This is a genomic window from Burkholderia sp. ZZQ-2, from assembly GCF_050768715.1.
In the GTDB taxonomy this organism is placed as follows: Bacteria; Pseudomonadota; Gammaproteobacteria; order Burkholderiales; family Burkholderiaceae; genus Burkholderia; species Burkholderia cepacia.
This window is the reverse complement of sequence record NZ_LDVA01000259.1, coordinates 1-24496: the sequence shown is the minus strand read 5'-3', so window position 1 is coordinate 24496 and position 24496 is coordinate 1. Positions and strand designations below refer to the sequence as shown.

The 24496-nt window shown below is 66.5% G+C and carries 22 protein-coding genes and 1 pseudogene; 3 read left to right on the top strand and 20 right to left on the bottom strand.

The genetic code is table 11. The features are described from left to right. The 6 genes from ABY44_RS18190 to ABY44_RS18165 all read right to left on the bottom strand — a co-directional run bounded on the left by ABY44_RS18190 (nucleotide 1) and on the right by ABY44_RS18165 (nucleotide 5855). On the bottom strand, nucleotides 1-726 hold the full coding sequence (locus ABY44_RS18190) for an amino acid ABC transporter ATP-binding protein (RefSeq protein ID WP_027788372.1): 726 nt from the start codon (nucleotides 724-726) through the stop codon (nucleotides 1-3). Next, nucleotides 723-1400: a glutamate/aspartate ABC transporter permease GltK gene (gene gltK / locus ABY44_RS18185; protein ID WP_059697820.1), complete on the bottom strand. Its 678-nt coding sequence runs from the start codon at nucleotides 1398-1400 to the stop codon at nucleotides 723-725. The genes ABY44_RS18190 and gltK overlap by 4 nt, the downstream gene beginning before the upstream one ends. Continuing rightward, a complete protein-coding gene (locus ABY44_RS18180) occupies nucleotides 1400-2140 on the bottom strand; it encodes an amino acid ABC transporter permease (protein WP_027788374.1) in 741 nt (246 codons plus the stop codon). The genes gltK and ABY44_RS18180 overlap by 1 nt, the downstream gene beginning before the upstream one ends. A gap of 84 nt (nucleotides 2141-2224) precedes the next feature. Then, nucleotides 2225-3118 (bottom strand): glutamate/aspartate ABC transporter substrate-binding protein, encoded by an 894-nt coding sequence (locus ABY44_RS18175; protein WP_027788375.1) that lies wholly within the window; start codon nucleotides 3116-3118, stop codon nucleotides 2225-2227. A gap of 218 nt (nucleotides 3119-3336) precedes the next feature. Beyond that, nucleotides 3337-4623 carry a Glu/Leu/Phe/Val family dehydrogenase gene (locus ABY44_RS18170; RefSeq protein ID WP_021163078.1) on the bottom strand — a complete coding sequence of 429 codons (1287 nt, stop codon included), beginning with the start codon at nucleotides 4621-4623 and terminating at the stop codon, nucleotides 3337-3339. 278 nt (nucleotides 4624-4901) lie between these two features. Beyond that, nucleotides 4902-5855: a LysR substrate-binding domain-containing protein gene (locus ABY44_RS18165; RefSeq protein ID WP_027788376.1), complete on the bottom strand. Its 954-nt coding sequence runs from the start codon at nucleotides 5853-5855 to the stop codon at nucleotides 4902-4904. 230 nt (nucleotides 5856-6085) lie between these two features. Here ABY44_RS18165 and purB point away from each other — a divergent pair, with 230 nt between their 5' ends. Further along, the gene (gene purB, locus ABY44_RS18160; protein ID WP_060169933.1) at nucleotides 6086-7474 is read left to right on the top strand and encodes an adenylosuccinate lyase; all 1389 of its coding nucleotides are present in this window, start codon (nucleotides 6086-6088) and stop codon (nucleotides 7472-7474) included. A 74-nt stretch (nucleotides 7475-7548) separates the two neighbouring features. Here the strand turns inward: purB and ABY44_RS18155 are convergent, their stop codons facing one another. Continuing rightward, nucleotides 7549-8970 (bottom strand): NAD(P)/FAD-dependent oxidoreductase, encoded by a 1422-nt coding sequence (locus ABY44_RS18155; protein WP_027788378.1) that lies wholly within the window; start codon nucleotides 8968-8970, stop codon nucleotides 7549-7551. A gap of 276 nt (nucleotides 8971-9246) precedes the next feature. Between ABY44_RS18155 and ABY44_RS18150 the strand changes: the two genes are divergently transcribed. Further along, complete coding sequence (locus tag ABY44_RS18150) at nucleotides 9247-9894, top strand: TetR/AcrR family transcriptional regulator (protein WP_060169931.1); 648 nt, start codon at nucleotides 9247-9249, stop codon at nucleotides 9892-9894. A 73-nt stretch (nucleotides 9895-9967) separates the two neighbouring features. On the opposite strand, the gene ABY44_RS18145 is transcribed toward ABY44_RS18150, so the two are convergent. The 4 genes from ABY44_RS18145 to edd form a co-directional block, all read right to left on the bottom strand. Beyond that, the gene (locus ABY44_RS18145; RefSeq protein WP_027788380.1) at nucleotides 9968-10471 is read right to left on the bottom strand and encodes a gluconokinase; all 504 of its coding nucleotides are present in this window, start codon (nucleotides 10469-10471) and stop codon (nucleotides 9968-9970) included. Between the two features lie 13 nt (nucleotides 10472-10484). Beyond that, on the bottom strand, nucleotides 10485-11846 hold the full coding sequence (locus ABY44_RS18140; protein WP_027788381.1) for a GntP family permease: 1362 nt from the start codon (nucleotides 11844-11846) through the stop codon (nucleotides 10485-10487). Nucleotides 11847-12065: 219 nt separating this feature from the next. Next, entirely contained in the window at nucleotides 12066-12692 is a 627-nt protein-coding gene (gene eda, locus ABY44_RS18135; protein WP_011350938.1) for a bifunctional 4-hydroxy-2-oxoglutarate aldolase/2-dehydro-3-deoxy-phosphogluconate aldolase, read from the bottom strand. Nucleotides 12693-12711: 19 nt separating this feature from the next. After that, on the bottom strand, nucleotides 12712-14568 hold the full coding sequence (edd, locus tag ABY44_RS18130; RefSeq protein WP_021158788.1) for a phosphogluconate dehydratase: 1857 nt from the start codon (nucleotides 14566-14568) through the stop codon (nucleotides 12712-12714). 293 nt (nucleotides 14569-14861) lie between these two features. On the opposite strand from edd, the gene ABY44_RS18125 reads away from it, so the two are divergent. Continuing rightward, on the top strand, nucleotides 14862-15710 hold the full coding sequence (locus ABY44_RS18125) for a MurR/RpiR family transcriptional regulator (RefSeq protein WP_021158790.1): 849 nt from the start codon (nucleotides 14862-14864) through the stop codon (nucleotides 15708-15710). Between the two features lie 96 nt (nucleotides 15711-15806). Here the strand turns inward: ABY44_RS18125 and ABY44_RS18120 are convergent, their stop codons facing one another. From ABY44_RS18120 to ABY44_RS18080, 9 genes and pseudogenes are all read right to left on the bottom strand, one after another. After that, entirely contained in the window at nucleotides 15807-16229 is a 423-nt protein-coding gene (locus ABY44_RS18120; protein ID WP_011350935.1) for a CopD family protein, read from the bottom strand. Between the two features lie 19 nt (nucleotides 16230-16248). Further along, nucleotides 16249-17520 (bottom strand): glutamate-5-semialdehyde dehydrogenase, encoded by a 1272-nt coding sequence (locus tag ABY44_RS18115; protein ID WP_060085815.1) that lies wholly within the window; start codon nucleotides 17518-17520, stop codon nucleotides 16249-16251. A gap of 135 nt (nucleotides 17521-17655) precedes the next feature. Next, nucleotides 17656-18750 carry a DNA polymerase III subunit delta gene (holA, locus tag ABY44_RS18110; RefSeq protein WP_431641531.1) on the bottom strand — a complete coding sequence of 365 codons (1095 nt, stop codon included), beginning with the start codon at nucleotides 18748-18750 and terminating at the stop codon, nucleotides 17656-17658. Between the two features lie 18 nt (nucleotides 18751-18768). Then, nucleotides 18769-19323 carry an LPS assembly lipoprotein LptE gene (gene lptE / locus ABY44_RS18105; RefSeq protein ID WP_027788385.1) on the bottom strand — a complete coding sequence of 185 codons (555 nt, stop codon included), beginning with the start codon at nucleotides 19321-19323 and terminating at the stop codon, nucleotides 18769-18771. Nucleotides 19324-19361: 38 nt separating this feature from the next. Further along, nucleotides 19362-21956, bottom strand: coding sequence for a leucine--tRNA ligase (gene leuS / locus ABY44_RS18100; RefSeq protein ID WP_059697827.1), 2595 nt, complete (start codon nucleotides 21954-21956; stop codon nucleotides 19362-19364). 289 nt (nucleotides 21957-22245) lie between these two features. Continuing rightward, nucleotides 22246-22707: an ExbD/TolR family protein gene (locus ABY44_RS18095; RefSeq protein ID WP_059697829.1), complete on the bottom strand. Its 462-nt coding sequence runs from the start codon at nucleotides 22705-22707 to the stop codon at nucleotides 22246-22248. 24 nt (nucleotides 22708-22731) lie between these two features. Further along, nucleotides 22732-23400, bottom strand: coding sequence for a MotA/TolQ/ExbB proton channel family protein (locus ABY44_RS18090; RefSeq protein ID WP_027788388.1), 669 nt, complete (start codon nucleotides 23398-23400; stop codon nucleotides 22732-22734). An 18-nt stretch (nucleotides 23401-23418) separates the two neighbouring features. Continuing rightward, nucleotides 23419-24216 (bottom strand): 4-hydroxy-tetrahydrodipicolinate reductase, encoded by a 798-nt coding sequence (gene dapB, locus ABY44_RS18085; RefSeq protein WP_021159286.1) that lies wholly within the window; start codon nucleotides 24214-24216, stop codon nucleotides 23419-23421. A gap of 62 nt (nucleotides 24217-24278) precedes the next feature. Further along, nucleotides 24279-24496: pseudogene (locus ABY44_RS18080) on the bottom strand (outer membrane protein assembly factor BamE); the annotation flags it as partial.

The window sequence follows — 24496 nt, the reverse complement described above, 5'->3', positions numbered from 1 at the left end:
TCAGTGCAGGATCTTCGCGAGGAAGTCCTTCGCGCGTTCCGATTTCGGATTCGAGAAGAAATCGTCCTTGCGGTCGTCCTCGACGATCGCGCCCTTGTCCATGAAGATCACGCGATGCGCGACCTTCTTCGCGAAGCCCATCTCGTGCGTGACGACCATCATCGTCATCCCTTCCTGCGCGAGTTCGACCATCACGTCGAGCACTTCGTTGATCATCTCGGGGTCGAGCGCGGACGTCGGTTCGTCGAACAGCATCGCGATCGGGTCCATCGACAGCGCGCGCGCGATCGCGACACGCTGCTGCTGGCCGCCCGACAACTGGCCCGGGAACTTGTGCGCGTGCGCCTTCAGGCCGACGCGGTCGAGCAGCTTCAGGCCCTTCTCGTTCGCCTCGTCCTTGCCGCGGCCGAGCACCTTGATCTGCGCGAGCGTCAGGTTCTCGGTGATCGACAGGTGCGGGAACAGCTCGAAATGCTGGAACACCATCCCGACCTTCGAGCGCAGCTTCGACAGGTTCGTCTTCTTGTCGCCGACCGACTGGCCGTTCACGAGGATCTCGCCCTGCTGGAACGGCTCGAGACCGTTGACGGTCTTGATCAGCGTCGACTTGCCCGAGCCCGACGGGCCGCACACGACGACCACTTCGCCTTTCTTGACCTCGGTCGTGCAGTCGGTGAGGACCTGAAACTGGCCGTACCACTTCGAAACGTTCTTGATGGAAATCATCTTGTGACCTTTTTCTGGAGACCCTTGACGAGAGCAGACGCCAACGAGCAAATCACGAAATAGCATGCGCCGGCGAACAGGACCATCTCGACGGTCGTGCCGTCGCGATCGCCGATGTTGGCCGCCGTGCGGAAGAAGTCCGCGAGGCTGATCACGTACACGAGCGACGTATCCTGGAACAGGACGATCGCCTGCGTGAGCAGCAGCGGCACCATCGCGCGGAACGCCTGCGGCAGGATCACGAGGCGCATCGCCTGCGCGTAGTTCATGCCGAGCGCGAACGCGGCGTTCACCTGCCCGCGCGGCACCGCCTGGATACCGGCGCGGATGATCTCGGAATAATACGCGGCTTCGAACAGCGAGAACGCGACCATCGCCGATGCAAGCCGGATGTCGATCGTCGGCGACAGCCCGAGCACGCCCTGCAGCACCTGCGGCACGATCAGGAAGAACCACAGCAGCACCATCACGAGCGGGATCGAGCGGAACACCGTCACGTACGCCTTCGCGAACCACGCGAGCGGCTTCACGCCGGACAGCCGCAGCAGCGCCAGCAGCGTGCCCCAGACGATGCCGACAACGATCGCGATCAGCGTGATCTTGAACGTGACGACCGCGCCCGTCCACAGCGTCGGTATCGCGCCGGGAATACTACTCCAGTCGAACTGATGCATCACTTGCCTCCGATATAGCCGGGCAGCCGCGTGCGGCCTTCGATCCAGCGCATGAACGCCATCACGACGAGGTTGATGATCACGTAGGCGAGCGTCACCGCGATGAAGGATTCATACGTCTGCGCGGTGTAGTCGACGAGCTGGCGCGCTTGCGCGGACAGGTCGAGCAGGCCGATCGTCGACGCGACCGCGGAGTTCTTGAAGATGTTCAGGAATTCCGACGTGAGCGGCGGCACGATGATCCGGTACGCGACGGGCAGCAGCACATAGCGGTACGTCTGCCATTGCGTGAAGCCCATCGCGAGGCCGGCGGCGCGCTGGCCCTTCGGCAGCGCGTTGATCCCCGAGCGCACCTGTTCGCACACGCGCGCGCCCGTGAACAGGCCGAGACAGATGATCGACGCGGTGAAGAACTGCGTGGTGGGCGGCAACTGTTTGATCCAGGTGCCGATCGACGCGGGCAGCAGCTCTGGTATCACGAGATACCAGACGAAGAACTGCACGATCAGCGGAATGTTCCGGAAGATCGACACGTACACGGTGCCGATCGCGGACAGCCATTTGTTCGGCACGGTGCGCAGTACGCCGAACAGCGACCCGACGATCAGCGCGATGACCCAGGCGACGAGCGACACTTCGATCGTCACCCAGAAACCGGACATCAGCCATCCGAAATAAGTCGTCGGCTCGCCGGTCGACACGGGGCTCAGGAAGATGCCCCAGTTCCAGTGGTAAGACATGGGCAAGACTCCAGCAAAAAGAGACGGAAGAAGCGTGGCCTCTTCCGTCTCATTAGCGTCATTTCTGCATCAACGGCCGTGCGGTCAGTCGAGCGCCTTGTCGTTCGGGTTCGCGTACAGCTTCTTCATCGAATCGGACAGCGGGAAGTTCAGGTTCAGCCCCTTCGGCGGGATCGGGTTCTCGAACCACTTCGCGTAGATCTTCGCGGCTTCGCCCGACTTCTCGACTTGCGAGATCGCGTCGTCGACGACCTTCTTGAAGTCCGCATCGCCCTTGCGCATCATGCAGCCGTACGCTTCTTCCGATTGCGGCGTGCCGACGATCACCCACTCGCCCGGCTGCTTCGCCTTCGCGCGCTCGCCTGCGAGCAGCGCGTCGTCCATCATGAACGCGACCGCGCGGCCCGATTCCAGCGTGTTGAAGGAATCGCCGTGATCCTTCGCGCTGATGATGTTCATGCCGAGTTGCTTGTCGTTGTTCATCTTGCGCAGCAGGCGCTCCGACGTCGTGCCGGCAGTCGTCACGACCGTCTTGCCCTTCAGGTCGGCGAAATCCTTGACGCCCGAATCCTTCTTCGTCATCAGGCGCGTGCCGATCACGAAGATCGTGTCGGAGAACGCGGCCTGCTGCTGGCGCTCGGTGTTATTGGTCGTCGAGCCGCACTCGATGTCCACCGTGCCGTTCTGCACGAGCGGGATGCGGTTCTGCGACGTGACCGGGATGTTCTTGACCTGCAGGTTCGGCAGGTTCAGCTTCTTCTTCACCGCGTCGACCACCTTCAGCTGGAATTCGCGCGAATAGCCGACAACCTGCTGGTTCTGGTCGTAGTAGGAGAACGGAATCGACGATTCGCGGTGGCCCAGCGAGATCACGCCCGTGTCCTTGATCTTCTTCAGCGTGCCCGTCTCCTGAGCATGCGCGCCGCTTGCGAACGCGCAAAGCGCCGCGACCATCAGGACTGCCTTTTGGTATTTCATTTTGGTCATCTCCTTGGCTAAAACCCGCGCCAGTGTATCAAAGTAATATTTTTGAAAGTACTGTTGTTTACCGCACGTCGCAGCACCCCTGACAAAGCCTTCCTCCCGGCTCCAGGCGCCCCGAATGCGCGCGCGGGCGATGCCGGATTCGGCACCGCCCGCGAGGGTTCATATCCGCAACCGGGTGGATTGCGTCATGAATGGATCATAGTCAATGATCAGGGGTAGAGGCCACGCATTTCGCGCGCCATCAGGATGCGCTTGCACGCCACGATGAACGCCGCCGTACGCACCGACACCTTGTGCTCTTCCGCGACCGCCCACACGCCGGAGAACGCTTCGCGCATCACGCGCTCGAGACGGTGGTTGATCTCGTCTTCCGTCCAGAAGAAGCTCGAGAAATCCTGCACCCACTCGAAGTACGACACGGTCACGCCGCCCGCATTCGCGATCACGTCGGGGATCACGAGCACGCCGTTCGCGGTCAGGATGTCGTCCGCCGCCGTCGTCGTCGGGCCGTTCGCGCCTTCGACGATGATCTTCGTGCGGATCTTCGCTGCGTTCTTCTCGGTGATCTGGTTTTCCAGTGCCGCCGGGATCAGGATGTCGGTTTCGACCGTCCAGAACTCGTCGTTCGGCATCGGCTCCGCGCCTTCGAAGCCCGCGACGCCGCCCGTGCGGGCAACGTGGTCGAGCAGCTTGTTCGAATCGAGGCCGGCCGGCTGGTAGATCGTGCCCGTGTGATCCTGCACCGCGATCACCTTCGAACCCGCTTCCTGGAACAGCTTCGCCGCGATGCCGCCGACGTTGCCGAAGCCCTGCACCGCGATGCGTGCGCCTTCGATTTCCAGGCCCTTCTTCTTCGCCGCTTCGGAGCCGACGACGAACACGCCGCGGCCCGTTGCTTCCTTGCGGCCGAGCGAACCGCCGAGCGCGATCGGCTTGCCGGTCACGACGCCGGTCGACGTCTGGCCCTGGTTCATCGAGTACGTGTCCATCATCCACGCCATCACCTGTTCGTTGGTGTTGACGTCCGGTGCCGGAATGTCGGTGTTCGGGCCGATGATGATGCCGATTTCGCTGGTGTAGCGGCGCGTGACGCGCTCGAGCTCACCACGCGACAGCTTGCGCGGGTCGACGCGGATGCCGCCCTTCGCGCCGCCGTACGGCACGTTCACTGCTGCGTTCTTCACCGACATCCATGCCGACAGCGCCATCACTTCCGACAGCGTCACGTCCTGGTGGTAGCGCACGCCGCCCTTGCCCGGGCCGCGCGACACGTTGTGCTGCACGCGATAGCCTTCGAAGTGCGCGACGGTACCGTTGTCGAGTTCGATGGGGCAGTCGACGATCAGGATACGCTTCGGACGCTTCAGCGTTTCGAGCCAGCGCGACAGCGAGCCGAGGTACGGTGCGACGCGATCGACCTGCTGAAGGTAGTTGCCCCACGGGCCGAGATCGTCGGCGTGCAGGTAGGACGGGATGGACTGCTGTTGCGAAGACATGGATGCTCCAACGTTCAACGAAGTGCGCACATTGTCGAAAAACCCGTTTTTTTTATCCAATGCCGTTTGCTTATTCGATTATGCGTTTCTTGCATGATCGCGATTTTTCGCAAATCTGCGGTCGATTTGCGCAAGAACGCCCGCGATCGGCCGTGCATCGCGTGCTCGAGAAATCGTGTTGCGCGGGCGCAGGCCGGCCGCCGGGAAGGTGCCCGACAGGCACCGCAAGCCCGACGACAGCCGGCCGGGCCGGACGATCGACGGTTAACCGCCCACGGTTAACCCGCGGATTCGCGCAGTTCGTCGCGCACGACGTCCCACAACGCACGCACGAGCTTCTGTCGTGGATCGTCGCCCTGCAGCGCGAGCTTGTCGCAGTACAGCCGGATCTCCATCGTCAGCGTGAACGGATGCGCGCCGCCGCGCACCGACCGGTCGAGCCGGATCAGGCGGCCGCCCGCCACCGCATCCTCGACCGCGCTGTGCGGCAGGAATGCGACGCCGTGGCCCGCGAGCGCCATCGCCTTCAGCCCTTCGGCCATGTCGGTTTCATAGACGCGATCGAGGAACAGCGGCGTCGACGCATTCGCGACGATGACCTCCGTCATCCGGCCGAGATACGCGTTCGGCGTATATGACAGGTACGGCACGCGCGCGTCGGCCGTGCCGGGCAGCGTATAGCGCGGCCGCCCCGCGCGGCCCGGCGCCGAGAACGGGCTGATCGGCTCGCTGCCGAGGATCAGCATGTCGTATCGCGCCGGGTCGAGCGCGACGGGGTGGCTCGGGTGGTGGTAGCCCATCACGAGATCGCAGCCGCCCTCGACGAGCGACAGCACCGCATCGTGCACGTTCAGCGCGCGCAGCCGCGTGTGAACCTGGCCCATCTTCGCCTCGATCCGCTGCAGCCAGCGCGGGAAATACGTGAGCGACAGCGTGTGCGGCACCGCGAACTCGATCGTCGGCACCGGCGCGCCGACATGGCCGCGCAGCAGCGTGCGCGCCTCGTGCGCCTGCGACAGCATCGTCAGCGCCTGCTCGTAGAAGATCTGCCCGGCCTGCGTCAGCCGCGTCGGATAGACCGAACGATCGATCAATTCGGTCGCGAGCCATGCCTCGAGCGCCTGGATGCGCCGCGAAAACGCCGGCTGCGACACGTGCCGCAGCTCGGCGGACCGGCTAAAGCTGCGCGTTTCCGCGAGCGAAACGAAGTCTTCGAGCCATTTCAGTTCCATGCAGGCGGGCGCGGCGGGCGGCGGTCGGGAAGAAGCCTGCATTCTACCGGCGGGCGGGCCCGGCCGGCGGCCACGCAAGCGGCCCGGCGCGCTGCCGGATGCGGGCGCCGGCATGGCGTCGGCACGCGGCGGCGGCAGCTCGCCGGGCGCGGCCGGAATCGTCCCGCGCCGATGGTAAAATGCCGGATTCTCCCTCCTCGCTCGACCCGGCCCTCAAAGCCCGCCCGATCATGTCCGACACTCGTCCCGATACGCTTTTCGCCCTCACCGCGCTCTCGCCCATCGACGGCCGCTACGCCAGCAAGACCGAAGCGCTGCGCGACTGGCTCTCCGAAGCCGCCTTCATGCGCCACCGCGTCACCGTCGAGGTGCACTGGCTGATCGCGCTGTCGCGCGCCGGCTTCGCGGAAGTCCCGCGCTTCTCGGAAGCCTCCGAGCAGTTCCTGCTGCAGCTCGCCGAGCGCTTCACCGCCCACGACGCCGCGCGCATCAAGGAAATCGAGCGCGTGACGAACCACGACGTGAAGGCCGTCGAATACTGGCTGAAGGAATCGGTGAAGGGCCAGGAAGAACTCGAAAAGGCCAGTGAATTCATCCACTTCGCGTGCACGTCCGAGGACATCAACAACACGTCGCACGGGATGATGCTCGCCGGTGCGCGCACGCACGTGATCGTGCCGGCGCTGCGCACGGTCCACCAGCGCCTCGTCGCGCTCGCGCACGCGCTGGCCGGCCAGCCGATGCTGTCGCGCACGCACGGCCAGCCGGCCAGCCCGACGACGCTCGGCAAGGAGCTCGCGAACGTCGCGGCCCGTCTCGACCGCGCGATCGCGCGCATCGAGAAGGTCGAGATCCTCGGCAAGATGAACGGCGCGGTCGGCAACTTCAACGCGCACCTGTCCGCGTATCCGGAATTCGACTGGGAAGCGTTCTCGCGCGACGTGATCGAAAACCGCCTGAAGCTCACGTTCAACCCGTACACGATCCAGATCGAGCCGCACGACTACATGGCCGAGCTGTTCGACGCCGTGGCACGGGCGAACACGATCCTGCTCGACCTCGACCGCGACGTGTGGGGCTACATCTCGGTCGGCTACTTCAAGCAGAAGACGAAGGCCGGCGAGATCGGCTCGTCGACGATGCCGCACAAGGTCAACCCGATCGATTTCGAGAACTCGGAAGGCAACCTCGGCCTCGCGAACGCGACGCTGCGCCACCTCGCCGACAAGCTGCCGGTGTCGCGCTGGCAGCGCGACCTGACCGACTCGACGGTGCTGCGCAACATGGGCGTCGCGCTCGGCTACTCGCTGCTCGCATACGACTCGCTGATCCGCGGCCTCGACAAGCTCGAAGTGAATCCGCAGCGCCTGAACGAAGATCTCGACAACTGCTGGGAAGTGCTCGCCGAGCCGGTGCAGACGGTGATGCGCCGCTACGGCATCGAGAACCCGTACGAGCAGCTGAAGGAACTGACGCGCGGCAAGGGCATCACGCGCGAAGCGCTGCAGGAATTCGTCGGCACGCTCGCGATCCCGCAGGACGCGAAGGATCGCCTGCTCGCGATGACGCCTGCGTCGTACATCGGCAAGGCCGTCGAACTCGCGAAGCGGATCGCGTAAGCGCCCGTCTCCGTACGTAAAAAAGCCCGATGCGAGCAATCGCATCGGGCTTTTTCATGGCGTGCCGCGTCCGCTCAGAACGAAATCATCCGCCCCGGATTGAGCGCGCTCATCACGCTCATCGCAGCCTTCGCCGCCGGGATCGCGATCGGCGACAACTGGCGGCCAAGCGGAATCGCGCGATGGTCGATGCCGGTCAGCATCGAGAAATCGTCGTTGCGTCCGACGAAATCGTCGCAGATCGCCTTGCCGATCCGCACCGTCTGCGCGACGCCGTGGCCGCTCCAGCCCTGCACCATGTACATCGGCACGCGGCCGTCGGTCTTGCGGCTGTCGGTCGCGCCGTTCAGCGTGAAGTCGCTGACGCCGCTCCAGCAGTAATCGAGCGCGAACTGGCCGTCGACCTGCGGGAACACCGTGTTCAGCCGCGTCAGCAGATACGCGTTGACGTCGGGCTGCGCCCAGCACGTGCCGGTGCCCTGCCCGCCGAACAGCAGGCGGTTGCCGCGTACCGGCCGGTAGTAGTCGATCTGGAACTGCGTGTCGTACACGGGCATGCCGGCCGGCATCAGCGTCGCGACGTCGACGTCGAGCGGCGCCGTCACGCTCACATAGGTAAAGAACGGCACGGTCGTCGCGGCGCCGTCGTCGAGCAGCCGGAACGTCGTGTTGTGCAGCGCGAGCACGACGCCCTTGCGGGCGGTGATCGTGCCGCCCGGCGTCGTCGCGACGACGCCCGCGGGCGTCTCGTCGAGCTCGAGTACCTCGGTGCCTTCGTACAGCGTGCCGCCGTTAAGGCGGAAACCGTGGACGAGCCCGCGCACCAGTGCGAGCGGATGGATCTGCCCGCCGATCGCATCGATCGCCGCGCCGTGGTACAGCCCCGAACGCACGTATTCGTCGTGCAGTTGATGGCGGCCGACGAGCGTCACGCCCGCGTCGCCGAGATGACGGCGCGCATCCGCGCCGTCCAGCAGCGCACTCATGTGGCCGGGGTGGACGGCCGCCGTGATGTGCCCGCGTTTGCGGTCAAGCTCGAGCGCGTAACGCGCACCGATCGTATCGATCAGGTCCATCGATTCGGTCGACGCGAAGCGCCACAGCCGCTTCGCGTCGTCGTGCGACAGGTGGTCGATCATGTCGGCCGCTTCCCAGCGCGCGAGGCCGGGCGTCAGTTGCCCACCGTTGCGCCCCGATGCGGCCGAGCCGACGTGGTGCTTGTCGACGAGGATCGTGTCGACGCCCGCTTCGGCGAGATGCAGTGCGGCCGATGCGCCGAGCAGACCCGCGCCGATCACGAGCACGTCGCATACCGCGTCGTGCGCGAGCGGCGCGGTGTTTTCATGGCGCGACAGCGACGCCTCGTACCAGTTCGCCGGGCGCTCGCCGTCGTGACGGGCCGGATCGCACCAGTTCCAGTTGTCTTTTTCGATGTTCAGTTGCGTTTGCTCGAAACGCGATTCGCCCTGGATCAGGGGTTGATTGTTGAAAGTCATGATTGCACTTGCATGGTCTTGGGCCGCCTGTCGAAGAGCCTTCTGGCTTCGCGGGTGGGGCAGCCGGTTCCACATGGGTGTCAACGAGAAAAGGGGCGCGATGGCCCGTGTTGACGGCGGGCACGCTCGTGCCGCCTGGATCCCGGACTGTGCGAAAGCACGTATTGAAAGGTGCCGGGACACCCGATTTCTACACCGCAGAAATAATTCTACAGTGTAGAATATGCTTTCGTCAAGTTTACAGCCGGTGCCGCACCGGCACACCGGCCCGTATCGATGAAAGACAAACCCGCCCAAGGCCCGCGCGGCCTCGACAAGGATGCGATCGTCGCGGCAGCGCTCGCGCTGCTCGAAGACGTCGGCGAAGCCGCGTTCAGCGTGCGCAAGCTCGCGCAGTCGATCGGCTGCGACCCGATGAGCGTGCTGTACCACTTCAAGTCGAAGGAAGGCCTGAGCCGCGCGATCGCGAACGCGCTGTCGCGCTCACTCGTGCCGGTCGACGCCACACTGCCGTGGCGCGAACGGCTGCGAGACCTCGCGCGCCAGTACCGCGCGCTCGCGCTGCGCTACCCGGCCGCCTTCGCACTGCTGCAGCGGCACATGAGTACCGGGCCGGCCGATCTCGCGCACATCGAGGCCGTGCATCGCGCGCTGGCCGACGCCGGCATCCCGCGCGCGGCGCTGCCATCGGTTTGCGTCGGCTGGTATGCGAGCGTGATCGGGCTTGCCGCGGCCGAAGCCGGCGGCCTCACGCGCGCCGCGAACGACGTCGAGCTCGCGGAAATGGAGGCGCTGTCGGACGCCGCGCATCCGCTCGTCAAGGCGGCCGCCCCGCTCTACGCGCAGCTCGATCCGGCAGCCGTGCACGACACGATGCTCGACGTACTGCTCGACGGCATCGCGAAGCAGGCGCCCACGGCCTGACCGGCCCGCCGGCCACCAACGCAAAAGGCGCCCCTCGGGGCGCCTTTTGCGTGATGAATGCCGCGAACCGCGCTCAGTGCTGCTGCGCGATGCCGATCTTCAGCATGACCTGATCGACGATCTGTTCGGGCGTCAGCTCGATGCTGACCTCGATCGCTTCGTCCGGGCCCGGTTCCTCGAGCGTGTCGAGCTGGCTCTTCAGCAGCGACGGATCGAAGAAATGGCCGGTGCGGCTCTTCAGGCGCTCGTGCAGCACCTCGAACGAACCCTTCAGATACACGAACCGCACGTCGGTGTCGGTGCCGCGCAGCACGTCGCGGTACGACCGCTTCAGCGACGAGCACGTGAACACGGCCGTCTCGCCCGCGCGCTGCTTTTCCTCGATGGCCGCGCGGATCGTGCGCAGCCACGGCCAGCGGTCGTCGTCGGTCAGCGGAATGCCGTGGTGCATCTTTTCCTTGTTCGCCGCGCTGTGAAACGCGTCGCCGTCGGTATAGCTGCACGACAGGCGTTCCGCCAGCATTTCGCCGATTCGCGATTTGCCCGCGCCCGACACGCCCATTGCGATCAGAATCATTGACTACCCCTTGTTACAAAACCATGCTCAGCAGCAGCGTGAAGCTCAGACCGAGAATCGAGATGATCGTTTCGAGCAGCGTCCAGGTCTTGAACGTCTGGCCGACCGTCATCCCGAAATATTCCTTGATCAGCCAGAAGCCGCCGTCGTTCACGTGCGAGAAGATCAGCGAGCCCGAGCCCGTTGCGAGCACCAGCAGCTCCGGACGGACCGCCGCCCCCGATGCCGCCGCGATCGGCGCGACGATGCCGCAGGCCGTCGTCATCGCGACCGTTGCCGAGCCCGTGGCCAGACGAATCAGCGCGGCGACGAACCAGCCGAGCAGCAGCGGCGACAGGTGCGCCTGCGTGGCCGTTGCGACGATCTGCTGCGAGATCCCGCTATCACGCAGGATACCGCCAAAGCCGCCGCCCGCGCCGACGATCAGCGTGATCCCGGCGATCGGCGCCAGGCACTCGCCGCAGAACTTCTGGATCTGGTCGCGGTTGAAGCCCTGCAGCTTGCCGAACGTGAAGAAGCTCACGAGCACGGCGATCAGCAGCGCGACGTCCGAGTTGCCGGCAAAGCGCAGCAGGTTGTTCGGCAGCGTCTTCGGCGCGAACAGCAGGTCGGCCCAGCTGCCGACCAGCATCAGGATCACCGGCAGCAGGATCGTGAACAGCGTGATGCCGAAGCCCGGCAGTTCGCGCTTCTTGCCTTCGGTGTGCGTGTCGACGAATTGCGCGGCGAGCGGGTTGTTCTCCGGCAGCTTCACGAACTTCGAGATCGTCAGCGCGAACAGCGGGCCCGCGACGATCGCGGTCGGCACGCCGACGATCAGGCCGAATGCGATCGTCTTGCCGATATCGGCGCCGTACTGCTGGACCGCGAGCAGCGCGGCCGGGTGCGGCGGGATCAGCCCGTGCACGACCGACAGGCCGGCCACCATCGGCAGGCCGACGACGAGCAGCGACTTGCCGGTGCGCTTCGCGACGTTGAACGCGATCGGGATCAGCAGCACGAAGCCGACTTCGAAGAACACCGGCAGGCCGACGATGATCGCGACGAACATCATCGCCCAGTGGATGTTCTTTTCACCGAACCAGTCGATCAGCGTGGTCGCGATCCGTTCGGCGCCGCCCGATTCGGCCATCATCTTGCCGAGCATCGTGCCGAGGCCGACGACGATCGCGATGTGGCCGAGCGTATTGCCGTTGCCCGTCTCGAACGACTTGACGATCTTGTCCATCGGCATCCCGACCACCAGGCCGAGGCCGAGCGACACGATGATGAGCACCAGGAACGGATAGATCTTGAACCGCGCGATCATCACGATCAACGCCACGATCGCGATCACGGTATAGATGAGCAGCATGCTGCCTTGGACAGCCCCCATGTGGACTCCTCCTTGGGATTATTCGAACCGGGCGATCGTTGCGAGTATGCCCGGCTATGCAGGTCTCCGAAACAGCGGGGAGACCCCCACCGTCAGGACGCTGAATTTTACTTATCTTTACGGTTCGCGGATAGAACCGGTTCCATCAGCAAAAACCCTCGGTAAAACAAGCACTAAGCGCTTGTCTTCCGAGGGTCAAACCATCATTCCGTACAAGTCTTAACGGGGAAGCTGGCTCGCGGCTTGCGCGAGACGCGTGACTTCGGCCCAGTCCTGCGCGGCGAGCGCGGCCTTCGGCGTGAGCCACGAGCCGCCGACGCACACCACGTTCGGCAGCTTCAGGAAATTCGGGGCGGTTTCGACCGTGATGCCGCCGGTCGGGCAGAACTTCAGCGCCGGGAACGGGCCGTGGAACGCCTGCAGCATCGGCACGCCGCCCGCTTGCTGAGCGGGGAAGAACTTCACGATCTCGTAGCCGAATTCGAGTGCCTGGATGATGTCGCTCGGCGTCATCACGCCCGGCAGCAGCGGCAGGCCCGCGTCGAGCGACGCGAGGTGCAGCTCTTTCGTCAGCCCCGGCGACACGCCGAACTTCGCGCCCGCGCGCTTCGCCTGCTCGCAATGCTCGGGCTTCGTGATCGTGCCGACGCCGACGACGATGTCGTCGGCGAGCTGGCTCGCGCGCTGGATCGCTTCCAGGCCGGCCGGCGTGCGCAGCGTGATCTCGAGTACCTTCACGCCGCCCGCGTGCAACGCGCGCGACACGTGTTCACCCTGCTCGACCGAGTCGAATGCGAGCACCGGGATGACCGGGCCCAGCTTCACGATTTCAGCAATCGTCTTCATTGAATTGGCTCCTTGAAATTCATGCGGCGACGTGGGCGGCCGATTCGCCGACCAGCGCGCCGAAAACCGATGCGCCCTGCTCGGCCGGCGCGGCGGCCGCGCGGAACACGCCGAACAGTTCACGCCCGAAACCGACCTCGTTCTCGGCCTGGTGCAGCGGCTGCGCGACCGGGCGTGCCTGCCACTCGGCGGCGTCGACCTCGATGTCGAGCACGCCGGCTTCGGCGTCGATCACGAGCGTATCGCCCGTCTTCACCTTGCCGAGCGGGCCGGCCAGCAGCGCTTCCGGCGACACGTGGATCACGGCCGGCACCTTGCCCGACGCGCCCGACATGCGGCCGTCGGTGACGAGCGCGACGTGGAAGCCCTGATCCTGCAGCACGCCGAGCAGGGGCGTCAAACGGTGCAGCTCGGGCATCCCGTTCGCGCGCGCGCCCTGGAAGCGTACGACCGCGACGAAATCGCGCTTCAGCTCGCCGCGATCGAAGGCTTCCTGCACGGCTTCCTGCGAATCGAACACGATCGCGGGCGCCGTCACCTTGCGGTGCTCGGGCGCGACCGCCGAAATCTTGATCACGCCGCGGCCGAGCCGGCCCTGCATCAGGCGCAGGCCGCCGTCCGGCTGGAACGGGTCGCGGATGCCGCGCAGCACCTTCGTGTCGTGGCTCTCGGCCGCGCCGTCGACCCACGTCAGCTTGCCGTCGATCAGCTTCGGCTCCTTCGTGTAGTGCGACAGGCCCTTGCCCGCGACGGTCGTCACGTCTTCATGCAGCAGCCCGCCTTCGAGCAGGTTGCGCACCAGGAAGGCCACGCCGCCCGCGGCGTGGAAGTGGTTCACGTCGGCCTTGCCGTTCGGGTAGATCTTCGCGAGCAGCGGCACGACGGCCGACAGTTCGTCGAAGTCGTTCCAGTCGATCAGGATGCCGGCCGCGCGTGCGATCGCGACGAGGTGCAGCGTGTGGTTGGTCGAGCCGCCCGTCGCGAGCAGCGCGACGATCCCGTTGACGATCGCCTTCTCGTCGATCACGTGGCCGATCGGCGTGTAGTGGCCGCGTTCGACGGTCAGGTCGAGCACGCGGCGCGCGGCCTCGGCCGTCAGCGCGGTGCGCAGCGGCGTGTGCGGATGAACGAATGCCGAGCCCGGCAGGTGCAGCCCCATCAGCTCCATCAGCATCTGGTTGCTGTTCGCGGTGCCGTAGAACGTGCAGGTGCCGTGGCCGTGATACGCGGCCGATTCGGCTTCGAGCAGCGCGTCGCGGCCGACCTGGCCGGTCGCGAACTGCTGGCGGATCTTCGCCTTGTCGTCGTTCGACAGACCGCTCGTCATCGGGCCGGCCGGCACGAAGATCGTCGGCAGATGGCCGAACTGCAGCGCGCCGATCAGCAGGCCCGGCACGATCTTGTCGCAGATGCCGAGGCAGAGCGCCGCGTCGAACATGTTGTGCGTGAGCGCGATCGCCGTACCCATCGCGATTGCCTCGCGCGAGAACAGCGACAGCTCCATCCCCGGGTTGCCCTGCGTGACGCCGTCGCACATCGCCGGCACGCCGCCCGCGAACTGCGCGACGCCGCCGTTCTCGCGCGCGGCCGCCTTGATGATTTCGGGGAAATCCTTGTACGGCGCGTGCGCGGACAGCATCTCGTTGTACGAGGACACGATGCCGATGTTCGGCTCGCGGATCGCCTTGATCGAGAACTTGTCGTTGCCCTCGAGGCCCGCGAAACCGTGCGCGAGGTTCGCGCACGACAGTGCGCCGCGTGCCGGGAACTTGCCCTGCGCGCCGTCGATGCGCTGCAGATAGGCGGAACGGGTCGATTGGCTGCGGGCGATCACGCGTTCGGTGACCTTCGCCAGAGTGGGGTGCAGCGATGTCATGCTGGGCGCTCCTGTATGCCGGCCGACACCGGCGGTTGGAATCGTGGGAACGATCGAGTGCGTCGAACGAACGAAGCCAGTCTAGTAGAAAAACTACAAGCGCGCAATGTCGATCCGCATGTGCGCAACCCTTATTCCCGCCACCAGCAAGGCTTTACCTAGTGAAAACCCTAATCATCGGTATCCCGCATGCCATAAAATGCCGACATATCAGCTAGTAATTTCATGTAGATTTTCTACAATTCGATTGCGATACACTCGCTCATCCGAACCCGATTTCTGCCTGCCCGTCCATGCTGCCCCGCATTGAAGCGATCCGCGCCGAGTTGCGCCCGTCCGAGCGCAAGCTCGCCGACTACATCCTCGCCGCGCCGCGCGAGGTGCTCGACCTCGCGATGACCGAGCTGTCGACGCGCGCGGGCGTCAGCCAGCCGACGATCGCGCGGTTCTGCCAGGCGCTCGGCTGCAGCGGCTTCCGCGAATTCAAGATCCGGCTCGCGCAGAGCGTCGCGCCGGGCGTGTCGTCGGTCTATCGCGACGTCGAGCCCGACGAACCGGCGCCCGGCATCATCGGCAAGGTGTTCGACCGTACGATCGGCGCGCTGATCGAGGTGCGCAACAGCCTGTCGGCCGGCAGCGTCGCCGAAGCGATCGCGCTGCTGTCGAACGCATCGCGGATCGAGTTCTACGGCGCCGGCGGCTCCGGCATCGCCGCGCAGGACATCCAGCACAAGTTCTTCCGGCTCGGCGTGCCGAGCGTCGCGTATTCGGACCCGCACACGTTCTCGATGTCGTCGGCGCTGCTCGGGCCCCACGACGTCGTCGTCGCGATCTCGAACACCGGCCGCACGCGCGACATCGTCGACGCCGCGCGCTCCGCGCTCGCGTGCGGCGCGAAAGTCGTCGCGATCACGCAGAGCCATTCGCCGCTCGCGAAGCTCGCGACAGTGAGCCTCGCGTCGAACGTCGCGGAGGAAACCGACGTGTTCTCGCCGATGACGTCGCGGATGTCGCATCTCGCGATCGGCGACATTCTCGCGGTCGGCGTCGCGCTGTCGCGCGGCCCCGCGCTCATGGAACGGGTCGGCCGCGCGAAGGAGGCGATCACGCGCCGGCGGATCGACGACGGCACGAAGGATTGAGCAGGCGGCAGGCAGCGCGCGCGTAAACGACGAACGGCGCCCCGAGGGGCGCCGCTGCGCAGGGTTCCGCACCGGCAACCGCGCCGGCCGCGCCGCTCAAAACGGCTTGATCACGACCAACGCGACCGCCGCGAGCATGCCGAGCACCGGCAGCTCGTTGAACACGCGATACCACTTGTCGGTGCGGCGGTTCTCGCCACGCTCGAACACCCGCAGCAGGTGCCCGCAATAGGCGTGATAGACGATGAGCAGCAGCACGACCGTCACCTTCGCGTGGATCCAGCCCTGCCCCTGCCCGATGCCGATCGAAAGCCACAGCCACAACCCGCAGGCCAGCGCCGGCACCGCGATCATTGTCATGAAGCGGAACAGCTTGCGCGCCATCAGCAACAGGCGCCGCACGGCGGCCGGATCGGTTTCCATCGCCAGGTTCACGTAGATGCGCGGCAGGTAGAAGAGCCCCGCGAACCACGCGGCGATCAGAACGATATGGAACGTCTTGACCCAGAGCATCGCCATCGGTTGTGTGCCTCGCTTGTTATTGGCGGCCTTCGCCGTGCCCGAGCACGACGTACTTCAGCGACGTCAGCCCTTCCAGGCCGACGGGGCCGCGTGCGTGCAGCTTGTCGTTCGAGATGCCGATTTCCGCGCCGAGGCCAAATTCGAAACCGTCCGCGAAACGCGTCGACGCGTTGACCATCACGCTCGCCGAATCGACTTCGCGCAGGAACCGCATCGCGCGGTCGTGATCCTCGGTGACGATCGCATCCGTGTGATGCGAGCCGTAATGGTTGATGTGCTCGATCGCGGCGTCGAGGCCGTCGACGACCTTGATCGCGAGCACCGGCGCGAGATACTCGGTGTGCCAGTCTTCCTCGGTGGCATCGACGAGCGGGCCGACGCCCGCATCGGCGAGCACCGCGCGCGCGGCCGCATCGACGCGCAGCTCGACCTGCTTGTCGCGATACAGCTGGCCGAGCGGCGGCAGCAGCTTCGCCGCGACACCGCTCGCGACGAGCAGCGTCTCCATCGTGTTGCAGGTGCCGTAGCGGTGCGTCTTCGCGTTGTCGCAGACGGTCAGCGCCTTGCCGAGGTCGGCGCGATCGTCGACGTACACGTGGCAAATGCCGTCGAGGTGCTTGATCATCGGCACGCGGGCCTCGTTGATCAGGCGCTCGATCAGGCTCTTGCCGCCGCGCGGCACGATCACGTCGACGTATTCGGTCATCGTGATCAGCTTGCCGACCGCCGCGCGATCGGCCGTCGCGACGACCTGCACCGCATCCTGCGGCAGGCCGGCGGCTTCGAGCCCTTCGCCGATCAGCTTCGCGAGCGCCGCGTTCGATTCGAGCGCTTCGGAGCCGCCGCGCAGAATCGTCGCGTTGCCCGACTTCAGGCACAGCGCGGCCGCGTCGATCGTCACGTTCGGGCGCGATTCGTAGATGATGCCGATCACGCCGAGCGGCACCCGCATCTGGCCCACCTGGATTCCGCTCGGGCGGTACTTGAGGTTGCCGATCTCGCCGATCGGATCGGCCAGCGACGCAACCTGGCGCAATCCCTCGACCATCGTCTTCAGCGCCTTGTCCGACAGCGTCAGGCGATCGACGAACGCTGCATCGAGCCCCTTTTCACGGGCACGGGCGACATCGCGGGCGTTCGCGTCCTTCAGTGCCTGCGCGTCGCGTTCGATCGCGCGAGCCACAGCGTCGAGTGCCGCGTTCTTCGCGGCCGTGCTGGCGCGCGCCATCGCGCGGGAAGCGTGCCGGGCGCGACGGCCCAGGTCGGTCATGTACTGATCGATATCCATCGTGTGACTCGAGAAGCGCGCCGCGCTGGGCGGCATGAATTCGTGGGGAAGCGTGGACGGCGGCCGGAGAGCCGCGCCCGTGATCGAAACATTGTATGCGGGTTGCGCAGCGCGCGCTGAAGGCCCGGACGGGACTTAGCGTCGCACGCGGCCCGCGGTCGGCGGTCGCTCGCCGCAGGCACCGGCCACCGTCATCGCGAGCTGGAACAGCCCGTCCCACGGATCGGGCGGTGGCTCGTCCTGCGTGCGCCGGCCCGGCACGACGGCCGTGAGCCCCTTGACCTGCCGGTCGAGCTTCGCGGCAAACGCGAGTGCCTTCTCGAGCACGGCTTCCGACACACGGTTCAGCGCGGGGCCAATCAGCCGCTCGCGCGGCCCCCACACGCGGTTCTCGCGCAGCAGCGTCGCCAGCGGCTTGCCGGCCGTCGTGCCGCGCTTGATCCGCAGCAGCGTGCGCAGTTCCTCGACGACGGCCCACATCACCAGCACAATCGCCTCGCCCTCGCCCTTCAGCCCGTCGATCATCCGCGCAAGCCGCGCGGCGTCGCCGGCGAGCATCGCTTCGTTCAGCTTGAAGACGTCGTAACGCGCGACGTTCAGCACCGCGTCGTGCACCTGTTCGAACGACAGCGCGCCCTGCGGATACAGCAGCCCGAGCTTCTGGATTTCCTGGTGCGCGGCGAGCAGGTTGCCTTCGACGCGCTCGGCGATGAACTGCAGCGCGCGCCGCCCGTCCTCGCCGGGCGCGGCGCGCTGGCCCTGCATCGCGAGACGCTGGCCGATCCAGTTCGGCAGCTGCGCGCGGTCGACCGGATCGATCTTCAGCGCGACGCCACCGTTCTGCAGCGCGGTAAACCAGGCGGATTTCTGCGTGGCCGCGTCGAGGCGCGGCAACGTGACGAGCATCAGCGCGTCGGGGTTGGGCGTGGCCGCGAGCGTCTTCAGTGCGTCGGCGCCTTCCTTGCCGGGCTTGCCCGACGGAATGCGCAGCTCGATCAGCTGGCGCTCGCCGAACAGCGACATCGCCTGGGTCGCGCCGAGCAGCACGCTCCAGTCGAAACCGCGCTCGACCGTATGCACCGAACGCTCGGTGAAACCGGCCGCACGCGCGGCCGCACGAATGCGGTCGCACGCCTCCTGCGCGAGCAGCGGCTCGTCGCCGTACACGGTATAGAGCCCGGCCAACCCCTTCGCGAGGTGCGGCTCCAGTGCATCAAGTCGCAATTGCATCGGTGCGTATGCCGTCGATCAGAGCGGCGGCGGCGGCAACGGCGCGCGCGGCGCGACACCCGGCACCACGTCTTCCGGCGCCGGCGTCAGCGAGTGGACGATCGCGAGACGCCGCATCAGCTGGTCGACCGCGTCGTTCTGCATGTCGCCGTACAGGATGTCGGCTTCCTGCGCCTTCGCGTTCGTGTACTGGTCGCTGTACGTCATCGCGCGATTCAGCGCGATCGCGCTCGGCGGGATCAGCACGGTGCCGTCCTTGCTCGTGAGCGTGTAGCTCAGCGTATAGAACAGTGCGTATTCCTGCGCCGAGCCGAACTTGTTGAGCGTCAGCGTATTCTGCCCGCGCGACTCCCACATGCGCAGCACGGCGTCGGCGTCGTCCGCCGACTTGACGATCTTCGTGTCGCTGCCGGCCTCGACGAGGCGCACGAAGCGCGCCTCGACCGGCGCCGGCGCGCCGACGATCAGCAGGTGCTTGAACGCGTAGTCCTGCTGGCCGCGCAACTGGAAGCCGCATGCCGACAGCGCGACCGCGCTGCCGACGGCGAGCATCAAAAACGATCTGCGGATCACCTTCGCTCCTTCTGGGTACGTCCGACGGCCGGCGGCCGTCAGACGACGATGTTCACGAGGCGGCCCGGCACGACGACGATCTTCTTCGCCGGCTTGCCGTCGCTGAACTTCGCGAACGCTTCGTCGGCCACCGCCGCAGCTTCGATCGCCTCGCGGCTCGCGTCCTTCGCGACCTTCAGCGCGCCGCGCACCTTGCCGTTCACCTGCAGCACGAGTTCGATCTCGGCCTGCTCGAGCGCGGCCTCGTCGACCTTCGGCCACGGTGCGTCGAGCAGCGGGCCGAATTCGTCCGCATAGCCGAGCGCCTTCCACAGCTCGAACGTGACGTGCGGCACGACCGGGTACAGCACGCGCAGCAGCACGCCGTACGTTTCGCGCAGCACGCCGGGCGTCGCGCCCTTCGCGCCGTCGATCGCGTTCAGCATCTTCATCGCGGCTGACACAACCGTGTTGTACTGCAGGCGCTGGTAATCGAAATCGGCCTGCTTCAGCACGCTGTAGATTTCGCGGCGCAGCGCCTTGTCGGCTTCGCCGAGCGCGGCCGCATCGAAGCCCGCGCGCGCGGCGAGCGCTTCACGGTTCGTCGCACCGAAGCTCCACACGCGGCGCAGGAAGCGGCTCGCGCCCTCGACACCCGCACCCGACCACTCGAGCTGCTGCTCGGGCGGCGCGGCGAACATCGTGAACAGGCGCGCGGTATCGGCGCCGTACTGGTCGATCAGCACCTGCGGATCGACACCGTTGTTCTTCGACTTCGACATCTTCTCGATGCCGCCGAGCACGACCGGCTGGCCGTCCGTATTCAGCGTCGCGCCGACCGGGCGGCCCTTGTCGTCGTGCGTGACCGTCACGTCGGCCGGGTTGTACCAGGTCTTCTTGCCGGAAGCGTCTTCACGGTAGAACGTCTCGTTCAGCACCATCCCCTGCGTGAGCAGGTTCTTCGCCGGCTCGCCGAACTTCACGAGGCCGAGGTCGCGCATCACCTTGGTCCAGAAGCGCGAATACAGCAGGTGCAGGATCGCGTGCTCGATGCCGCCGATGTATTGATCCATCGGCATCCAGTAGTCGGTGCGCGCGTCGACCATCGTCTCGGCGTCCGGCGCCGTGTAGCGCGAGAAGTACCACGACGAATCGACGAAGGTGTCCATCGTGTCGGTTTCGCGCTTCGCGGCCGCGCCGCACTTCGGGCACGAACAGTTCAGGAACGCTTCCGACTTCGCGAGCGGGTTGCCCGAGCCGTCCGGCACGAGGTCTTCCGGCAGCACGACGGGCAGATCCTGCTCGGGCACCGGCACGTCGCCGCACGACGGGCAGTGGATGATCGGGATCGGCGTGCCCCAGTAGCGCTGGCGCGACACGCCCCAGTCGCGCAGGCGCCACGTGACCTGCTTGTCGCCGAAACCGCCGGCGTTCAGGTCGGCCGCGACCGCGTCGACGGCTTCCGTGTAGCGCAGGCCGTCGTACTTGCCGCTGTTCACGCAGACCGCGGTTTCCTTGTCGCCGTACCACTCCTGCCACGCGTCGAGCGAGTACTGCTGGCCTTCGGCCGAGATCACCTGCCTGATCGGCAGGTCGTATTTCTTCGCGAACGCGAAATCGCGCTCGTCGTGACCCGGCACGCCCATCACCGCGCCTTCGCCATAGCTCATCAGCACGTAGTTGCCGATCCACACCTCGACCGGCTCGCCGGTCAGCGGGTGCGTGACCGAGAAGCCCGTCGCGACGCCCTTCTTCTCCATCGTCGCGACGTCGGCCTCGGCGACACCGCCGCGCTTGCATTCGTCGATGAACGCGAGCAGCTCGGGCTTGTCCTGCGCGAGGCGCGTGGCCAGCGGATGCTCGGCCGCGATCGCGCAGAACGTGACGCCCATGATGGTATCGGCGCGCGTCGTGAACACGCGCAGCAGCTTCTTCTCGCCGTCGAGTTCGTACGGGAAGCCGAAGTTCACGCCGAAGCTCTTGCCGATCCAGTTCTGCTGCATGATCTTCACGCGCTCGGGCCAGCCGAGGCCGTCGAGGTCGTTCAGCAGCTCATCCGCGTACTGCGTGATGCGCAGGTAGTACATCGGGATCTCGCGCTTCTCGACGAGCGCGCCCGAGCGCCAGCCGCGGCCGTCGATCACCTGCTCGTTCGCGAGCACGGTCTGGTCGACCGGGTCCCAGTTCACGGTGCCCGTCTTCTTGTACGCGATGCCCTTCTCGAGCATCTTCAGGAACAGCCACTGGTTCCACTTGTAGTAGTCCGGCTTGCACGTCGCGATCTCGCGCGACCAGTCGATCGCGAGGCCCATCGACTGCATCTGGCCCTTCATGTAGTCGATGTTGTCGTAGGTCCACTTCGCGGGCGGCACGCCGTTCGCCATCGCGGCGTTCTCGGCCGGCATCCCGAACGCATCCCAGCCCATCGGCATCAGCGTGTTGTAGCCGTTCATCCGCAGATAGCGGTACATCACGTCGTTGATCGTGTAGTTGCGCACGTGACCCATGTGCAGCTTGCCGGACGGGTACGGCAGCATCGACACGCAGTAGAACTTCGGCTTCTGCGAATCTTCCTGCGTCTTGTAGGCATCGGCTGCGCGCCAGTCGCCCTGGGCGGCGGCTTCGACGTCGGCGGGTACGTATCTCTCGTGCATGGTGTGGTTCGGACTAGGCTTTAAGCGGCGCGACGGCGCGCGCAGGAGTGGATCGAAAATCGTGCTTGCCCGGCGGACCGGCAGGTTCGCTGTTGCCGACCTGTTCACGGTTTCCGGGAATTTTCCGGGCAACCCGCAGCATGCCCGGGTAGCCTGGAAAATTCCGGGTTACCTGAAAAGAGCCTGCCAACCGGGAAAAACGTTGATTATACCGCCCGCGCCGGCCCATTCGACCGGTCTTGCGGCGGGCGGCCCGATCCTGCGCCAGGGACAGGCCCGCCGGATCCGCTCAGCGGTTGGCCGGCACGGCAGGCGCCGCCGCAGAACCGCCCGCCTGCGGCGGCACGTCGGTCACGAAGCCGATCCGCGTGAGGCCGGCGGCCTGCGCGGCGCCCATCACCTGCGCGATCACGTCGTAGCGGGTCGCGCGCGACGCTCGCAGCCGCAGCTCGGGCGGCGCACCGCCCGCGGCGGCGGCCCGGAAGCGCGCGGGCAGCGCGTCGAGCGCCACCGGCGTGTCGTCCCAGTACAGCTTGCCCGCGTCGTCGATCGACAAGGTGACGGATTGCGGCGTGTCGCGCGCAACGCTGGCCGCGACCTTCGGCAGGTCGAGCCGGATCGCGTGCGTCATCAGCGGCGCGGTGATGATGAAAATGACGAGCAGCACCAGCATCACGTCGATCAGCGGCGTCATGTTGATCTCCGCCATCGGCGCGGACGTCTTGTGGTGCTCGAGTCCGCCGAATGCCATGGTCGCTCCTCCGGAATGGGCGCGTCAGGCTTCCTGCGCGCAGACGAACACGTGCAGGTCGCGCGCGAAACCGTCGAGTTCCTCGGCGAGCTGCCGCACGAGCCGCCCGAGGATGTTGTAGGCCAGTACCGCGGGAATCGCGACCACGAGCCCGAACGCGGTCATGATCAGCGCCTCGCCGACCGGCCCCGCGACGCTCTCGATCTGCGCCTGCCCGCTCGCGGCGATGCTGCCGAGCGCGTGATAGATGCCCCACACGGTGCCGAGCAGCCCGACGAACGGCGCGGTGCTGCCGATCGACGCGAGCAGCACCTGGCCGAATTCGAGGCGCCGCTGCGAGCGCAGCATCGCGTGCCGCAACGCACGCAGCACGCGTTCGCCGCGCTCGACGCGCGCGGCCAGCGCGGCCGGGTCGTGATCGTCGGCCGCATCGCGCGCGGCTTCGGCGAGCGGCACGAACACGCGCTCGCGATCGGCGCCGGCGAGCGCGGTTATGCCCGCGTCGAGCGACGGCGCGCGCCAGAACGCGGCGAGCGCGCGCGGCCCCTGCCGCTTCGCGCGGACCAGCAGCCAGGCTTTCATGAGGAGGAAGCACCAGCTGGCGACGGACATCGCCAGCAGCACATAGGCGACGGCATGCGTGATCGCATCGCCGCTTTCGAGGTAGTGGACAACGCCGGTGGGTATCGCCATCGGAGTTTCCCCGTGGGGTCAGCGCAGGCCGAGCACGTCCTGCATGTCGAACAGGCCGGCGCCGCGCGCCGACAGGAAGCGGACCGCGCGCAGCGCGCCCTGCGCATACGACACGCGGCTCGACGACTTGTGCGTGATCTCGATGCGCTCGCCGATCCCGGCGAACAGCACGGTGTGATCGCCGACGATGTCGCCGCCGCGCACCGCCGCGAAGCCGATCGACGACGGATCGCGTTCGCCCGTCACGCCGTGGCGGCCGTACACCGCGCAATCGTCGAGCGAGCGCCCGAGCGCGCCGGCGACCGCTTCGCCCATCATCAGCGCGGTGCCCGACGGCGCGTCGACCTTGTGGCGGTGATGCGCCTCGATGATCTCGATGTCGTAGCCGTGCGAGAAGTGCTTCGCCGCGAATTCGAGCAGCTTCAGCGTGACGTTCACGCCGACGCTCATGTTCGCCGCGAACACGATGCCGATCTTGCCCGCCGCGGCCTGCAGCCCGGCCTTCTGCTCGGCGGTGAAGCCGGTCGTGCCGATCACGAGCTTCACGTCGTGGCGCAGCGCGGCCTCGATATGGGCCATCGTGCCTTCCGGACGCGTGAAATCGATCAGGTAGTCGGCCTGCGCGAACACGGCGTCGAGATCGGCGGTCAGCCTGACCCCGGTTTCCTTGCCGAGGAACGCGCCGGCGTCCTGGCCGAGGAACGGCGAATCGGCGCGGTCGAGCGCGCCGACGAGCTGCGCGTCGGAATCGTTGAGAACGGCTTCGATCAGCATCCGGCCCATACGGCCCGATGCGCCGGCAATCGCAATCTTCATGGCTTTCTACACGACAGGTCTAAAGGCGGGCGGCGCATGCCGCCCTGTTTCCGCGCGCGGGCTTATTGCGCCGGCGCGGTGAGCGGCTGGTTCTGCAGCGTGTCGGAGCCTTGCGGGCCGACCGGCGGCGACGCCTCGTTCGACGCGTTCGGCGGCGGCGGACGATGGAACTGGAACTGCGGCTGGATCGCCGGAACCGCGCCCGGGGGCTGGCCGCCCGGCACCGGCGCACCGCCGGCAGCCTGCGTGGACGGCGTGAACCGCCGCGCGGCCGTGCCCT

Coding starts and splice junctions, on each gene's coding strand:
- ABY44_RS18190 (WP_027788372.1), bottom strand. CDS start 726: ATGATTTCCATCAAGAACGTTTCGAAGTGGTACGGCCAGTTTCAGGTC.
- gltK (WP_059697820.1), bottom strand. CDS start 1,400: ATGCATCAGTTCGACTGGAGTAGTATTCCCGGCGCGATACCGACGCTG.
- ABY44_RS18180 (WP_027788374.1), bottom strand. CDS start 2,140: ATGTCTTACCACTGGAACTGGGGCATCTTCCTGAGCCCCGTGTCGACC.
- ABY44_RS18175 (WP_027788375.1), bottom strand. CDS start 3,118: ATGAAATACCAAAAGGCAGTCCTGATGGTCGCGGCGCTTTGCGCGTTC.
- ABY44_RS18170 (WP_021163078.1), bottom strand. CDS start 4,623: ATGTCTTCGCAACAGCAGTCCATCCCGTCCTACCTGCACGCCGACGAT.
- ABY44_RS18165 (WP_027788376.1), bottom strand. CDS start 5,855: ATGGAACTGAAATGGCTCGAAGACTTCGTTTCGCTCGCGGAAACGCGC.
- purB (WP_060169933.1), top strand. CDS start 6,086: ATGTCCGACACTCGTCCCGATACGCTTTTCGCCCTCACCGCGCTCTCG.
- ABY44_RS18155 (WP_027788378.1), bottom strand. CDS start 8,970: ATGACTTTCAACAATCAACCCCTGATCCAGGGCGAATCGCGTTTCGAG.
- ABY44_RS18150 (WP_060169931.1), top strand. CDS start 9,247: ATGAAAGACAAACCCGCCCAAGGCCCGCGCGGCCTCGACAAGGATGCG.
- ABY44_RS18145 (WP_027788380.1), bottom strand. CDS start 10,471: ATGATTCTGATCGCAATGGGCGTGTCGGGCGCGGGCAAATCGCGAATC.
- ABY44_RS18140 (WP_027788381.1), bottom strand. CDS start 11,846: ATGGGGGCTGTCCAAGGCAGCATGCTGCTCATCTATACCGTGATCGCG.
- eda (WP_011350938.1), bottom strand. CDS start 12,692: ATGAAGACGATTGCTGAAATCGTGAAGCTGGGCCCGGTCATCCCGGTG.
- edd (WP_021158788.1), bottom strand. CDS start 14,568: ATGACATCGCTGCACCCCACTCTGGCGAAGGTCACCGAACGCGTGATC.
- ABY44_RS18125 (WP_021158790.1), top strand. CDS start 14,862: ATGCTGCCCCGCATTGAAGCGATCCGCGCCGAGTTGCGCCCGTCCGAG.
- ABY44_RS18120 (WP_011350935.1), bottom strand. CDS start 16,229: ATGGCGATGCTCTGGGTCAAGACGTTCCATATCGTTCTGATCGCCGCG.
- ABY44_RS18115 (WP_060085815.1), bottom strand. CDS start 17,520: ATGGATATCGATCAGTACATGACCGACCTGGGCCGTCGCGCCCGGCAC.
- holA (WP_431641531.1), bottom strand. CDS start 18,750: ATGCAATTGCGACTTGATGCACTGGAGCCGCACCTCGCGAAGGGGTTG.
- leuS (WP_059697827.1), bottom strand. CDS start 21,956: ATGCACGAGAGATACGTACCCGCCGACGTCGAAGCCGCCGCCCAGGGC.
- ABY44_RS18095 (WP_059697829.1), bottom strand. CDS start 22,707: ATGGCATTCGGCGGACTCGAGCACCACAAGACGTCCGCGCCGATGGCG.
- ABY44_RS18090 (WP_027788388.1), bottom strand. CDS start 23,400: ATGGCGATACCCACCGGCGTTGTCCACTACCTCGAAAGCGGCGATGCG.
- dapB (WP_021159286.1), bottom strand. CDS start 24,216: ATGAAGATTGCGATTGCCGGCGCATCGGGCCGTATGGGCCGGATGCTG.